The organism is Lysobacter enzymogenes (assembly GCF_017355525.1).
GTDB lineage: Bacteria > Pseudomonadota > Gammaproteobacteria > Xanthomonadales > Xanthomonadaceae > Lysobacter > Lysobacter enzymogenes_C.
The window spans coordinates 5287793-5302986 of the sequence record NZ_CP067395.1; the positions used below are offsets into that span (position 1 = coordinate 5287793).

At 72.2% G+C, this 15194-nt stretch carries 8 protein-coding genes; 5 read left to right on the forward strand and 3 right to left on the reverse strand.

The features are described from left to right. Window positions 1-310: 310 nt before the first annotated feature. The 4 genes from JHW38_RS22285 (at window position 311) to JHW38_RS22300 (ending at window position 11799) form a co-directional block, all read left to right on the forward strand. On the forward strand, window positions 311-3961 hold the full coding sequence (locus tag JHW38_RS22285) for a hybrid sensor histidine kinase/response regulator (RefSeq protein WP_207523474.1): 3651 nt from the start codon (window positions 311-313) through the stop codon (window positions 3959-3961). Between the two features lie 184 nt (window positions 3962-4145). Next, entirely contained in the window at window positions 4146-7715 is a 3570-nt protein-coding gene (locus tag JHW38_RS22290) for a hybrid sensor histidine kinase/response regulator (protein WP_207523475.1), read from the forward strand. Then, window positions 7712-11329, forward strand: coding sequence for a hybrid sensor histidine kinase/response regulator (locus tag JHW38_RS22295; protein WP_242691044.1), 3618 nt, complete (start codon window positions 7712-7714; stop codon window positions 11327-11329). Before JHW38_RS22290 ends, JHW38_RS22295 begins: the two co-directional genes overlap by 4 nt. A 164-nt stretch (window positions 11330-11493) precedes the next feature. Continuing rightward, entirely contained in the window at window positions 11494-11799 is a 306-nt protein-coding gene (locus JHW38_RS22300) for a cupin domain-containing protein (RefSeq protein WP_207523476.1), read from the forward strand. Window positions 11800-11898: 99 nt separating this feature from the next. On the opposite strand, the gene hemE is transcribed toward JHW38_RS22300, so the two are convergent. From hemE to JHW38_RS22315, 3 genes are all read right to left on the reverse strand, one after another. Further along, entirely contained in the window at window positions 11899-12975 is a 1077-nt protein-coding gene (hemE, locus tag JHW38_RS22305) for a uroporphyrinogen decarboxylase (RefSeq protein WP_207523477.1), read from the reverse strand. Between the two features lie 154 nt (window positions 12976-13129). Beyond that, window positions 13130-13384 carry a WGR domain-containing protein gene (locus JHW38_RS22310; protein WP_207523478.1) on the reverse strand — a complete coding sequence of 85 codons (255 nt, stop codon included), beginning with the start codon at window positions 13382-13384 and terminating at the stop codon, window positions 13130-13132. An 84-nt stretch (window positions 13385-13468) separates the two neighbouring features. Continuing rightward, the gene (locus tag JHW38_RS22315; protein WP_207523479.1) at window positions 13469-14446 is read right to left on the reverse strand and encodes a GlxA family transcriptional regulator; all 978 of its coding nucleotides are present in this window, start codon (window positions 14444-14446) and stop codon (window positions 13469-13471) included. Window positions 14447-14557: 111 nt separating this feature from the next. Between JHW38_RS22315 and JHW38_RS22320 the strand changes: the two genes are divergently transcribed. Beyond that, window positions 14558-15193: a cysteine hydrolase family protein gene (locus tag JHW38_RS22320; RefSeq protein ID WP_207523480.1), complete on the forward strand. Its 636-nt coding sequence runs from the start codon at window positions 14558-14560 to the stop codon at window positions 15191-15193. Window position 15194 lies beyond the last annotated feature (1 nt).

Below are 15194 nucleotides of genomic sequence, written 5' to 3' on the forward strand. Positions count from 1 at the left end.
CGGCAAGGTTCGGCAGGGATTCTAGGCACAGCAGCGCAAGGCCGCGTCCAGGCGCGCGCAACGATCCGTTTCGGCGTTCCGGCGTACTGAGGACAACGAGGCGGGCAACGGGCGGAAAGTTTCGCGACTTGCCTAGCGCGCCGCTATCGCCGAGCCTAATGCACGGGGAAAGTGCCGGATGCGGTCACGGAAACCGTAATCCGGCGGCCACGATGCGGTCAGCCGTTTGTCAGCGAGGCGTCAGTTTCGCTGTCCGCGGCGCCGCCGGTGCGCCGCCAGGACGGCCTGTTTCATAGCGGGAGGGAACCGGATGCAGGCAAGGCTGTTATGCGCGCCGCCGCGGTCGGGCGCGCCGCGCCCGCGCGCGCGGCTGCGGGCGCTGCTGTGCGCCGGCCTGGCCGCCGCCGCGTCCTGGCTCGCCGCGCCGCCGGCCGCTGCCGGCGTGCCCGAGGCGCCGCGCGCGCGCATCATCGGCGTCGCCGACGGGCTGCCGTCGAGCAAGGTCAACGGCATGGCGTTCGACCATGCCGGCTACCTGTGGCTGGCGACCACCGACGGCCTGGCCCGCTACGACGGCGTCGGCATGAAGGTGTGGCGGCACGTGCCGGGCGACCCCGGCTCGCTGCCCGGCAACGACCTGACCCTGGTCAACGTCGACGACCGCGACCGCATCTGGGTCGCTGCCGAGGGCCGCGGCCTGAGCATGATGGACGCGCACCGCGAAGGCTTCGTCCATTACCGCCGCGCCGAGCATCCGCAGATCGGCAGCGACGACACCTTCACCGTCGCCAGCCGCAACGGCGAGGTCTGGTTCGGCACTTACGGCGGCGGCCTGCACCGGATCGACCGCAACGGCCGGATCGAACGCTTCATGCCCAAGGACGGCGACCCGCGCAGCCTGCCGTCGCCGACCGTGCTGACCCTGAGCTTCGATGCGCGCGGCGAGTTGTGGATCGGCACCTTCAAGGGCCTGGCGCGCTGGACCGGCCACGATTTCGAACGCATCGCCCTGCCGGGCGACGACCCGGCGCCGTGGGTGTTCTCGATCGCGCCGGTCGGCGAGCAGCTGTGGATCGGCAGCAAGACCGGCCTGCACCGGCGCGAGCGCGACGGGCGCTTCAGCGATCCGGACTACAGCGGCATGTTCGCCCAGCTCAACGCGGTGCTGAGCCTGGCGCCGGACCGCGACGGCAGCTTCTGGCTCGGCACCCAGCGCAGCATCTGGCGGGCCACGCCGCAGACGGTGCCGGCGCCGATGGCGCTGGGACCGGCGCGGCCGGCGCGGCCGGTGCAGCAGATCGTCGGCCAGGACGACGGCTCGTTCTGGTTTCCGCTGGCCGGCGTCGGCGTCGGCTACCTGCGTCCGGACTGGCGCCGCATCGCCCAGTACTCGCGCGAACGCGGCAGCCTCAGCAGCGAGCTGTACACCGCGCTGGCGCCGTCGGCGCGCGGCGGCTTCTGGCTGATCGGCGCGCGCGGCGAGATCGAGCGGCTCGGCCAGGACGGCGTGGTCGAGCCGGTCAGCGAAGGCCCGCACGACGCGCTCGGCAAGGGCGGCATTCCGAACACCGCGGTCGAGGACCGGCAGGGCCGGCTGTGGGTGGCGACCAGCCGCAACAACCTGATCCGGATCGATCCGTCCGGCGCCTGGCGCGACTGGGGCGAGACCGCGCCCGACCCGGTCCTGCCCGGCGAGCCCGACCGCATGGCGATCGCGCCCGACGGCTCGCTGTGGATTTCCTACCTGACCCAGGGCCTGCAACAGCGCGACCCCGACAGCGGCCGGGTCCTGGCCACGATCGCGGTCGGCCCGGAGCAGGGCATCGGCAACGGCGACTTCGACAACATCGGCTTCGCCCCCGACGGCACGCTATGGATCGCCTCCGGCGAAGGCCTGCTGAGCCGCGACGCCAAGCGCAACGTCATGGCGCCGGTGCCGGGCCTGCCGCGCGACCGCGTGTTCGGCTTCGTGTTCGAGAACAAGGACAGCCTGTGGCTGCAACGGCTCAACGGCCTGGAGCGCTACCAGCGCGAAGGCGGCCGCTGGGAACTGCGCGACCGCGCCGGCGTGGAGCGCGGCATTCCCGCGGTCGAAGGCAGCGGCCTGTTCCGCGACCGCGGCGGGCGGCTGTGGCTGCCGACCGCGCGCGGCCTGTTCCGCTGGGATCCGCAGCAACTGCGCCTGCGCCGCTTCGGCGTGCAGGACGGCATGAGCAGCCAGGAGTTCCTGCGCCGCGCCAGCGTGCTGACCGCCGACGGCACTCTGGCCGCGTCGCTGTCGGACGGCAGCGTGGTGCTGATCGACACCGCCTGGCCGGATCCCAAGCCGCGCCAGCCGCGGCTGGTCTGGCACCAGCTCGACGTGCGCCGCCACGGCCGCTGGGTGCCGCTGCCGCTGAGCCGGCCGGTGCGGCCGTCGGGCTCCGAGCGCGCCTCGCGCTACGAAGCGCTGCCGACCCTGGCCCCGGACGACCGCGAGATGCGCGTGCAGATGCGCCTGCTGTCGTTCGACGATCCGCAGGCCAATCGCTACTACACCCGCCTGGAAGGCTACGACAGCGACTGGGTCGCGGTCGGCGAGAGCGGCGAGCGGGTGTTCGCCGGCCTGCCGTCGGGCAGCTACGTGCTGCACGCGCGCGCGATCGACGCCAGCGGCAACACCGCGGCCGAGCGCTTGCTGGAATTCAACGTGCGTCCGCCGTGGTGGCGCACGCCGCCGGCGCTGGCGGCGCTGCTGGGCCTGCTGGCGCTGGCGGGCTGGTGGGGCACGATGCTGTACCGGCGGCGATTGGCGCGCCGGCTCAACTGGCAGCGCGCCGAGCACGAGCGCGAAGTGGCCAAGCAGGCGTCGCTGGCGAAGACCCGGTTCCTGGCGACGCTGGGGCATGAGGTGCGCACGCCGATGACGGGCGTGTTGGGGATGAGCGAGTTGCTGCTCGAGACGCCGTTGGATCAAAAGCAGCGCGGCTACACGGAATCCATCCGTCGCGCTGGCGAACACCTCTTGCGGTTGGTCAACGACGCGCTGGATCTGGCCCGGATCGAATCGGGCAAGCTCGAACTCGCGCACGAACCGTTCGACCTGCGCGCGCTGGTCGCGCAGGCCGCGGACCTGATGCGGCCGCTGGCGCAGCAGCGCGGTTTGCGCTTCGACGTGGACGTGGCCGCCGACGCGCCGGGCGGCCTGCGCGGCGACGCCAGCCGGGTCTGTCAGGTGCTGCTGAACCTGCTCGGCAACGCGATCAAGTTCACCGACCAGGGCTCGGTCACGCTGCGCGTGGAGCGGCTGAGCCCGCACGGCGTGCGTTTCGAAGTCAGCGACACCGGCCCGGGCCTCAACGAAGAACAGAAGCAGCGCCTGTTCCGCCGTTTCGAACAGGCCGAAGGCGCGCGCACCGCGGCGCGTTACGGCGGCAGCGGGCTCGGGCTGGCGATCTGCCAGGAACTGGCCGCGGCGATGGAAGGGCAGATCGCGGTGCACAGCGAACCCGGCCAGGGCGCGCGCTTCGTGTTCGACCTGCCGCTGCACGAGGCGCAGGCGCCGACGCCGGCCGCGACCGCGGCCGAGCCGATGCTGGCGCGGCCGCGGATCGGCCCGCGCGCGGTGTTGCTGGTCGAAGACGATCCGACCGTGGCCGAAGTCATCGCCGGACTGCTGCGCACCCAGGGCCACCGCGTCGCGCATGTCGCCAACGGCCTGGCGGCGTTGGCGGAAACCGCGACGGCGCGGTTCGACCTGGCCCTGCTCGATCTCGACCTGCCCGGCATCAACGGCCTCGACCTGGCGCGGCAACTGCGCGCGCAGGGCTTCGCCCAACCCTTGGTCGCGGTGACCGCGCGCGCCGACGCCGAGGCCGAACCGCAGGCGCGCCGCGCCGGCTTCGACCGCTTCCTGCGCAAGCCGGTGACCGGGGCGATGCTGGCCGAGGCGCTGGGCGAGATGTTCGACCCCGACGAGTGAAAGGCCAGGCGCGGGGAATGAGCGCAGGCGGCGCTTTCCCGCTCGTCGCTGCTCTACGCGCGCGCCTCGCCGTGTGATCGCCCGCCCACTCCCCCACCGGCGCTTGCGCCGGGTCCGGCCCGTTGCGACGATACGCGCACCCGCCTGGCCGGGACTCAATCGCTCGCAGTCCAGGAGGAGCCCCGTGCTGGGACGTTGTCGCTGTCTGCTCCTGTTGCTGCTGTGCGCGCTGGCGTGCATCGAACAGGCTGACGCGCGCCTGCCGGAAACGCCGCGCTTCCGCCGTTTCGGCCAGGAACAGGGCTTGCCCAAGTCGGTGGTCGCGGCCGAGCTCGACCACCAGGGCTATCTGTGGATGGCCACCGAGGACGGGCTGGCGCGCTACGACGGCGTCGAATTCAGCCTGTGGCGCCACACCATCGGCCTGTCCGGTTCGCTGCCGGACAACATGCTCGAAGACCTTTTCATCGATGCCGGCGACCGCGTCTGGGTCGCCAGCCGCAACGGCCTGAGCGTGCTCGGCGCCGACCGCAAGGAGTTCGAGCGGATCTCCTTCACCGGCGTCAACGCCGATTGCAGCGACAACGTCACCTTCGTCACCGGCACCCCGGACGCGGCGATCTGGACCGCGACCTACGACGGCCACCTGTGCCGGATCTCGCCCGACGGCCGCAGCGTGGAGCGCTTCCGCTCCGGCGTCGGCGCCGGCGAGCGCCTGCCGCGCGGGCCGATCACCGCGCTGATGGCCGACCCGCGCGGGCGCTTGCTGGTCGGCACGATGGGCGGGCTGGCGCGCTACGACGGCAGCCGCTTCGAACGCATCGGCCGCGACGAAACCGCCGGCTTCACCGTCGGCGAACTGTCGCAGGACGCCGACGGCTCGATCTGGGTCGGCAGCGACCACGGCCTGTTCCGCCTCGACAGCGACGACCGCATGACCCCGGCGCCGTGGAAGCTCGGCGAGGACGCCAACAACGGCATCGTGGTCAGCGACTTGTCCGGCGGCCGCTGGATCGGCACCACCGCCGGCCTGTACCGGGTCGACGCCGAAGACAACGTGCGCCTGCTCCAGGACGACGCCGGCGACGGCGTCTGGGACCGCCGCAGCGGCGTGCTGCAGATGCTGCGCGACGAAGAAGGCGGCATCTGGGTGGTGACCTATTCGCAGGGCCTGATCTACCTGCCGCCGGACTGGAACCGCTTCGCCTCGGTGACCTCGGTCGGCGGCCGCCAGATCGACCGGCTCGACGCGCGCGACATCGCCTCCGACGGCGACGGCGGCTTCTGGATGCTCAGCGCGACCGACCTGTACCGCCTGCGCGCCGGCAGCGGCACGCTGGAACCGGTCGCCGACAGCCGCGGCTTCGGGCTGAAGTGGATGCACACCGTATTCGCGCGTCCCGACGGGCGGCTGTGGATCGGCCATTCCAACGGCCTGAGCCTGTTCGACCCGGTGTCCGGACAGGCGCACAGCTGGCCGCTGGATCCGCACAAGCCGCGCGTCGACGGCACGGTCTGGTTCCTGCACGAACTGCCCGACGGCGGGCTGTGGCTGTGGTTCTCCGACGGCAGCGTGCATCGCTACACCCGCGACGGCGACCACTTGCCGCCGGGCGAGATCGAAAAAACCCTCGGCACCGCCGCGTTCCTGACCAGCCCGGCGACGTTCCGCCCCGGCCCCGACGGCCAGCCGTGGTTCGCCGGCGGCACCGGCCTGCAGCGCTGGGACGGCGACGGTTTCGTCGCCGTGCCCGGCGGCGAACTCGGCGACATCCAGGCGATGAGTTTCGCCGGCCCGCAGCGGCTGTGGCTGGCGCGCACCGGCGCGCTCGAGGCCTATCGCTGGAAGGACGGCCTGCTGACCCTGGAACGGCGCATCGACAACACCAACGAATATCCCGACGCCAACGTCTCGGGGCTGGTGGTGAGCCGCAACGGCACGGTCTGGGCGACCACCACGCGCGGCCTGCTGATGGTGTCGCCCGACGGCCGCCGGCTGCGCCTGTTCGGCCTCGGCGACGGCATCCCCAACGTCGAGCTGACCCGCACCAGCCCGCACCGCAACGCCGACGGCGTGGCCGCGGCGCTGTCGCTCGACGGCATGGTGCTGTTCGACCTGGACACGCCGTTCCCGAGCGCGCGGCCGCCGCGGCTGTCGCTGGAGAGCCTCAGCGTGCGCCGCGAGGAAGACGACTGGTCGCTGTCGCCGGCCGGCGGCGCGGTCGAACTGGAATCCGACGACCGCGATTTCCGCGTGGTCGCGCGGCTGATGTCGTTCCTGGATCCGCGTTCGCACATCTACCGCTTCAAGCTGGAAGGCTACGACCCGGACTGGATCGAGCAGCGCGCCAACGGCGAGCGCATGTTCTCGCGCCTGGATCCGGGCGAGTACCGCTTGCTGGTCAAGGCCGCCGGCGCCGACGGCATCTGGTCGGAACCGGTCGGCTTCGACCTGCACGTCAAGCCGCCGTGGTGGCGCTCGACCTGGGCGCAGTTGGTGTTCACCGTGATCGGCATCGGCCTGATCGGCATCGCCGCGGTCGCGTACCGCCGCCGCCTGGGCCGGCGCAGCGCGTGGCAGCTGGCGGTGCACAAGCGCGAAGTCGCCGAACAGGCGTCGTTGGCGAAGACCCGGTTCCTGGCGACGCTGGGGCATGAGGTGCGCACGCCGATGACCGGCGTGCTCGGCATGAGCGAGTTGTTGCTGGATACCTCGCTGGACGAAAAGCAGCGCGGCTACACGGAGTCGATCAAGCGCGCTGGCGAACACCTCTTGCGGTTGGTCAACGACGCGCTGGACCTGGCCCGGATCGAATCGGGCAAGCTGGAACTGCAGGACCGCCCGTTCGACCTGCACGCGCTGGTCGAGGAAGCCGCCGGGCTGATGCAGCCGCTGGCGCGCCAGCGCGGGCTCGAGTTCGCGGTCAAGATCACCGCCGACGCGCCGGCCGGCCTGCGCGGCGATCCGCACCGGGTCAGCCAGATCCTGATGAACCTGCTCGGCAACGCGATCAAGTTCACCGAGGAAGGCCGGGTCGGCCTGCGGGTCAGCGCGCTGTCGCCGCAGGGCGTGCGCTTCGAAGTCAGCGACACCGGCCCGGGCCTCAACGACGAACAAAAGGCGCGGCTGTTCCGCCGCTTCGAACAGGCCGAAGGCGCGCGCACCGCGGCGCGCTACGGCGGCAGCGGGCTGGGGCTGGCGATCTGCCAGGAACTGGCCGCGGCGATGGACGGGCAGGTCAGCGTGGTCAGTCAGGCCGGGCAGGGCGCGCGCTTCGTGCTCGACCTGCCGCTGCCGTCGGCCGAGCCGCCGCCGCCGTCGCCGTCGCAAATGCGCGACCGCTATTCGCCGCGGGTGCCGGTGGCGCCGGAGCGCAGCGTGCCGCGCGCGATCCTGCTGGTCGAGGACGACGCCACCGTGGCCGAAGTGATCGCCGGCCTGCTGCGCACCCAGGGCCATCGCGTCGCCCACGTCGCCAACGGTCTGGCGGCGCTGGCGGAAACCGCGACCGCGCGCTTCGATCTCGCCTTGCTCGATCTGGATTTGCCCGGCATCAACGGCCTGGACCTGGCCCGGCAGCTGCGCATGCAGGGTTTCTCGCGGCCGTTGGTCGCGGTGACCGCGCGCGCCGACGCCGATGCCGAACCGCAGGCGCGCCGCGCCGGGTTCGACCTGTTCCTGCGCAAGCCGGTCACCGGCGCGATGCTGGCCGAGGCGATCGAGACCGTGCTGGCGCAGGCGGACGAGCCGTGACCGTGGGCGTCGGTGTCGCGGCGTTGACGCGGTTCGGCCGCGGCCTGCGCGCGTGCGCCGGCGCGGCCGCGCTGGCGTGGGCGCTGTGCGCCGCGCCGGCCAGCGCCGGCCTGCCGGAAACGCCGCGTCCGCGCCAGCTCACCGTCGCCGACGGCCTGCCGTCGAACACCATCAACCGCATCGCCGAAGACCGCCACGGCTATCTGTGGATCGCCACCAGCGAAGGCCTGGCGCGTTACGACGGCACCGGCTACCGGATCTGGCAGCGCGAGCAGGGCCTGCGCGACAACTTCGTGTGGGCGGTGCACGTCGACGCGCGCAACCGGGTCTGGGTCGGCACCGCCCAGGCCGGCCTGGCGATGCTCGATCCGCAGCGCAAGCGCTGGACCTATTTCGACCGCAGCAACACCCCGGGCCTGGCCGACGACTGCGTGTGGTCGATCGCCTCCACCGCCGACGGCGCGCTGTGGTTCGGCACCGAGCGCGGCGGCCTGTACCGCATGGACGACAGCGGCAAGCTGCAGCGCTTCATGCCGCGCGCGGGCGACCCGCGCAGCCTGCCCGGCGAAGGCGTCATCAGCCTCAACGTCGCCCCCGACGGCGCCTTGTGGGCCGGCACCCGCGGCGGCGCGGCGCGCTGGACCGGCCACGATTTCGAACGCGTGCCCGACGGCGCGCTGAAGACCAATCTGATCAATTCGGTCGGCTTCGAGCGCGACGGCACGGTCTGGTTCTCGACCACCGGCGGCGCCGGCGTGCGCCTGCCCGACGGCCGCTACCGCGCCGATCCGTGGGCCGCGTTCGCGCCGAAGCTGCGGGTCATGGGCGTGCTGCACCGCGACCGCACCGGGCAGTACTGGTTCGACCTGCCGCAAGGCCTCGGCGTCGGCGGGCCCGACGGCATCGAGGTGGTGCCGTTGTTCAGCGCGACCAGCCAGGGCGTGGTGCGGCCGAACTGGACCGGCGCCTACGAGGACCGCGAAGGCGGGCTGTGGTTCGGCAGCAGCGGCTACGGCCTGTGGTATCTGCCGCCGAACTGGCGCCAGTTCTCGGTGCTGAGCCGGCGCCTCGGCGACCCGGCCAGCCTCGCCAACGGCGACGTGCGCGCGATCGCGCCGGCCGCCGACGGCGACATGTGGCTGGTCGGCTCCGGCGCGGTGCTCGACAAGCTCAATCCGGAAACCGGCGCGGTCGAGCATTTCGCCAAGAACTTCAGCGACGGCTTCATTCCGGCGCATGTGCTCGCCGACCGCCGCGGCAAGGTCTGGATCAGCTACTACAGCGGTCTGGTGCGGATCGACCCGGCCACCCGCGCGACCCGCACCTGGCACCTGGACCGCGGCGACGACCGCATGATCGACGGCTCGATCGACCTGATCGAAAGCGGCGATCTGATCTGGCTGATCGGCAGCGCCGGGGTGTTGCAGGCGCGCGACGGCGAAGGCCGGATCCGCGAAACCCTGCGCGCCGGCGAGCGCGGACTGCCGGCCAGCGTGGTGGTGCCGGTCGGCGGCCACGGCCCCGACGGCGAACTGTGGCTGGCCGCCGGCCCCGCGCTGCTGCGCTGGGACGCGCGCGAACGCCGGTTCGTGCCGGTGCCCGGATTGCCGCGCGGCACCGCGGTGCAGCACTTCGTGTTCGCCGACCGCGAGCGCATGTGGGTCGGCGGCTTCGGCACGCTCGACGCCTACCGCTGGGACGGCGCGCGCCTGCACCGCGAGTTCGGCATGGACCTGCGCGACGGCCTGCCGGCGGCGGAAGCGCGCGGCCTCAGCGTCGACGCCAACGGCCTGGTGTGGATGACCAGCAAGCGCGGTCTGGTCCGGGTCGATCCGTTCGCGCGCACGGCGCGGGTGTACGGGGTCAAGGACGGCCTGCCGAGCCAGGAATTCTCGCGCGCGCCGGTCGCGCGCCGCGGCGACGGCCGCCTGCTGATCGGCAGCCCCGAAGGCGTGGTGCTGTTCGATCCGGCGATGGTCAAGCCGATCCGCGCGGCGCCGACGCTGATCGTGGAAAGCATCGAAGTGCGCCGCGGCAGCCGCAAGGTCGCCTTCGCCACCGAAGACGCCGATGCGCGCAAGGCCTTGCCGGGCAAGATCCCGGCGGTGACCGTCGCCGACGGCGACCGCGACCTGCGCGTGGTCGCGCGGCTGCTGTCGTTCAACAACTCGCAGAGCAACCGCTACCGTTTCCGCCTGAGCCGCTTCGATCCGGGCTGGGTCGACGTCGGCGCCAGCGGCGAGCGCGTGTTCTCGCAGCTCTCGCCGGGCGACTACCGCCTGCAGGTGATGGCCAAGACCGCCGACAACGTGTGGACGCCGCCGCTGACGATCAATCTGCACGTGGACTCGCCGTGGTGGTGGAGCTGGTGGGCGGTGGTCGCCGCGGTCGCGCTGCTGGCGCTGGCGTTGGCGTGGATCCTGATGGCGCACCGCAACCGCCTGCAACGGCGGCTGGCGTGGCAGCGCGCCGAGCACGAGCGCGAAGTGGCCAAGCAGGCGTCGCTGGCGAAGACCCGGTTCCTGGCGACGCTGGGGCATGAGGTGCGCACGCCGATGACCGGCGTGCTCGGCATGAGCGAGTTGTTGCTGGATACGCCTTTGGATCAAAAGCAGCGGGGCTACACGGAATCTATTAGACGCGCTGGCGAACACCTCTTACGGTTGGTCAACGATGCGCTGGACCTGGCCCGGATCGAATCGGGCAAGCTCGAATTGGCGCACGAACCGTTCGACCTGCGCGCGCTGGTCGCGCAGGCGGCCGACCTGATGCAGCCGCTGGCGCAGCAGCGCGGCCTGCGCTTCGACGTGGACATCGCCGCCGACGCGCCGCGCGGACTGCGCGGCGACGCCAGCCGGGTCTGCCAGATCCTGCTGAACCTGCTCGGCAACGCGATCAAGTTCACCGACCAGGGCTCGGTCAGCCTGCGGGTCGAGCGGCTGACCCCGCAGGGCGTGCGTTTCCAGGTCGCCGACACCGGCCCGGGCATCGACGAAGAACAAAAACAGCGACTGTTCCGCCGCTTCGAACAGGCCGAAGGCGCGCGCACCGCGGCGCGCTACGGCGGCAGCGGCCTCGGGCTGGCGATCAGCCAGGAACTGGCCGCGGCGATGGAAGGCGAAATCAGGGTCTACAGCGAACCCGGCCTGGGCGCGCGCTTCGTGTTCGACCTGCCGCTGGCCTACGCCGAACCGCCGGCCGGCGCCGGCGGCGCGGGCGCGCGGGTGCCGCCGCGCCCGCATGCGGGGCCGCTGGCGATCCTGCTGGTCGAAGACGACGCCACCGTGGCCGAAGTCATCGCCGGCCTGCTGCGCACCCAGGGCCATCGCGTGACCCATGTCGGCAACGGCCTGGCGGCGCTCGCGGAAACCGCGACCGCGCGCTACGACATCGCCCTGCTGGACCTGGACCTGCCCGGCATCAACGGCCTCGACTTGGCGCGGCAACTGCGCGCGCAGGGCTTCGTCCAACCCTTGGTCGCGGTGACCGCGCGCGCCGACGCCGACGCCGAACCGCAGGCCGCGGACGCTGGTTTCGACCGGTTCGTGCGCAAGCCGGTGACCGGCGCGATGTTGGCCGATGCGCTCGACGAGCTGACCGCGCCGCGTACCTGATTCGTCGGCCCCGGTGGCCTCCTGTAGGAGCGGCGCAAGCCGCGACCGCGCCAACGCAACGACGACGAAAGCATCGCTCCAGGAAGCGCGCGCCGTAGTTGCATCGGCGCCGTCGAAGCACCGCCGCGATATGCTGCCGGCGTCCCCACTGCCGGCGCTCCGCTATGCGCATCGACAACCTGTTCGCCGACGCCGCTCCGCCGGCCGAGGGCGAACGCTTCGAAGCCTTGCTGACCCACAAGAACCTCACCATCGAGCGCATCCTCAGCTCTGCGCGCATCGAGTCCACGCAGTACGTCCAGCCGCAGGACGAATGGGTGGCGCTGCTGCAAGGCGAGGCCGAACTCGATGTCGACGGCGAGACCGTGAGCCTGCGCGCCGGCGATCACCTGTTCCTGCCGGCCGGCACGCCGCATACGGTGTTGCGCGTCGCCGAAGGCTCGCTGTGGCTGGCGGTGCATCTGCACTGAGCGCGGCGCGATCGCCCGACGCGGTCTCTGCGGGCATTTCGACGGCCAAAAAAAACCGGCGCCGGGCGCCGGTTTTTTCGGTTGCGCAGCCTCGGCGTCTCAGCGCGCGCTCAACTCATGTACGGCATCGACCAGCACCGCCACATGCTCGGGCGACATGTCCGGCGACATGCCGTGGCCGAGGTTGAACACGTGCCCTTCGCGCGAACCGCCGTTGCCGTCGCGGTAATCGTCGAGCGCGCGGCCGACTTCGCGGCGGATCGCCTCGGGCGAGGCGTACAGGGTCACCGGATCCAGATTGCCCTGCACCGCGGCGCGCCCGCCGACGCGGCGCGCGGCTTCGCCGAGGCCGACGGTCCAGTCCACGCCGACGCCTTCGGCGCCGCTGGCGGCGAGGTCTTCGAGATAAGGATCGTTGCCCTTGCCGAACAGGATCAGCGGCGCGCGCGCGCCGCCTTCGCCGCGCGGCAGCTCGGCGGCGATGCGTTGCAGATAGCGCAGCGAGAATTCGCGGTACATCGACGGCGACAACACCCCGCCCCAGGTGTCGAACACCTGCAGCGCCTGCGCGCCGGCGAAGTGCTGGGCCTTCAGGTACGCGATCACCGCGTCGGTGACGACGCCGAGCAGCTTGTGCATCGCCGCCGGATCGTTCAGCGCGAGCGATTTGACCTTGGAATAGTTGTCGCTGCCGCCGCCTTCGATCATGTAGCAGGCCAGCGTCCACGGGCTGCCGGAGAAGCCGATCAGCGGCACCGAGCCGTCGAGCTCGCGGCGGATGGTGCGCACCGCGTCCATGACGTAGCGCAGGTCGGTTTCCATGTCCGGCACGCCGAGCCTGTCGATGTCGGCGGCGCTGCGGATCGGCCGCTCGAACTTCGGGCCTTCGCCGTCGGCGAAGTACAGGCCCAGGCCCATCGCATCGGGCACGGTGAGGATGTCGGAGAACAGGATCGCCGCGTCGAGCGGGAAGCGGCGCAGCGGCTGCAGGGTCACTTCGCAGGCCAGTTCCGGATTCTTGGCCAGGTTGAGGAAGCTGCCGGCCTGGGCGCGGGTGGCGCGGTACTCGGGCAGGTAGCGGCCGGCCTGGCGCATCAGCCACACCGGAGTGCGGTCGACGGGTTGGCGGCGCAGGGCGCGCAGGAAGCGGTCGTTGGCGAGGGGCTGGCTGGACATAGGGTCGGGCGTGGGCCGTGGTTGCGGTTGTCTGGAAGTCGGGGCGCTCAGCGCGCGCTCGGCGCGCGGCGGTCGGGCCGGCAGTCTGGGCGTCGCCGCGCGGGGGCGGCAGTGGCGGTTTGTCCCACCCGCGCCGGCGGCGCCGCGCCTGCGTTCATCGCGGCGCTTCGGCGCCCTGGGTGAACATCAGCTGGAAGCCGCGCTTGAGCTGTTGGTCGCGGGCCTGCTCCAGCGCGCTGAAGGCGCTGTCGCGGTCGAGGAACTGCTCGCGCCGGACCGTGCTGCGGCCGCCGATCTGGCCGCTTTCGCGCACCAGGGTCCAGCCGCCGAGCAAGTCGGGCTGCAGCATCAGTTGCACGAAGCGCGGGGCTTCGTGGCCGTCGGGCCGTTGTTGGAGGAGTAGGCGCACCGGCCGATTGTAGCGGCTGCGGGGCCGTGGCCGGGTGGGCGCGGCGTCGCGGGCCGCGCACCGCTGCGTTGCGCCGCGGCCGGCTCAGCCCGCGGGCGCGGCGCCGCGGAAGCCGCGCCGGTAGGCCGAGGGCGAGACCCCCAGCTGCGCGGCGAAGTGCTGGCGCAGCGAGGCGGCGGTGCCGAAGCCGGTATCGCCGGCGATCGCGTCCAGGCCCAGGTCGCTGGTTTCCAGCAGCCGCTGCGCCCGCGCCAGCCTTTGCCCGGCCAGCCACTGCCCGACCGTGGTGCCGGTGGCGTCGCGGAAGCGCCGGGTGAAGGTGCGCCGGCTCATCAACGCGCGCTGGGCCAGCGCGTCCAGGCTGTGCGGCCGGTCCAGGTGCGCCAGCGCCCAGGCCAGGACCTCGCCGAGGCGGTCGTCGCGCGCGGTCGCCGCGAGCGGCTGCTCGATGTACTGGGCCTGCCCGCCCTGGCGGTGCGGCGCCACCACCAGCCGCCGCGCCAGCCGGTTGGCGGCGTCGGCGCCGTACGCGCCGCGGACCAGATGCAGGCAGCAGTCCAGCGCCGCGGCGGTGCCGGCCGAGGTGGTGATGCGGCCGTCGTCGACGTACAGCACGTCGCGTTGCAGTTCGACGTGCGGATAGCGCACGCCGAAGTGCTCGCTCCACATCCAGTGGGTGGTGGCGCGGCGGCCGTCGAGCAGCCCGGCCTCGGCCAGCACGTACGCGCCCAGGCACAGGCCGACGATGCGCGCGCCGCGCGCGTGCGCGCGCGCCAGCGCGCGCAGCAGCGGCTCGGGCGGGCGTTCGTCGACGTCGCGCCAGGACGGCACGATCACCGTATCGGCCCAGGCCAGCGACTTCAGCCCGTGGTCGGCGCTGATGCCGAAACCGGCGCGAACGCGCAGCGGCCCGGGCTCGGCCGCGCACACGCGCAGCTCGAACGCCGGCAGCGCGGGGTCGTCGCGGCGCTCGAACACCAGGCACGGCACGGACAGGTGGAACGGGCTGATGCGGTCGAAGGCGACCACGGCCACGCGGGTCAGAGGGAGATCGGCGCTCATGGCCCGATTGTACATGGCCCGATCCTGTCGAATATTGTCGTTCGGGCCACTGTCGGCGAGTCGGCCGCGGACGAACAATGAGCGCCACATCCCCACCCATGGAGCTCCGCCATGCAACCGACCCCCAAGCGCGCCCTGGTCGTCATCGACGTGCAGAACGACTACTTCGGCGGCGGCCTGCCGATCGAATACCCGCCGCCGTCGCGCAGCCTGCCGAACATCGCCCGCTCGATGGACGCCGCCCGCGCCGCCGGCGTGCCGGTGGTGGTCGTGCAGAACACCGCGCGCAGCGGCGCGCCGGTGTTCGACAAAGGCCAGCCCGGCTGGGAACTGCACGACAGCATCGCCGCGCGCCCGCGCGACCACTACATCGAGAAGCAGCTGCCGAGCGTGTTCGCCGGCACCGACTTCGACGCCTGGCTGCGCGAGCGCGGCATCGACACCGTCAGCGTGACCGGCTACATGACCCACAACTGCGACGCCTCGACCGTGTTCGAAGCCGCGCACCGCGGCTACCGGGTCGAGTTCCTGCACGACGCCAGCGGCACGCTGGCGTACGAGAACAGCGCCGGAGCGGTCAGCGCCGAGGAAATCCATCGGGTGTTCAGCGTGGTGTTCCAGAGCCGCTTCGCTGCGGTGGTCAGCACCGAGGCGTGGATCGCGGCGTTGGACAACGGCGGCGCGTTCGACATCGATACGCCGTATGCGTCGAACCAGCGCGCGCGGGCAAAGGCCGAGGCGGCGTGAG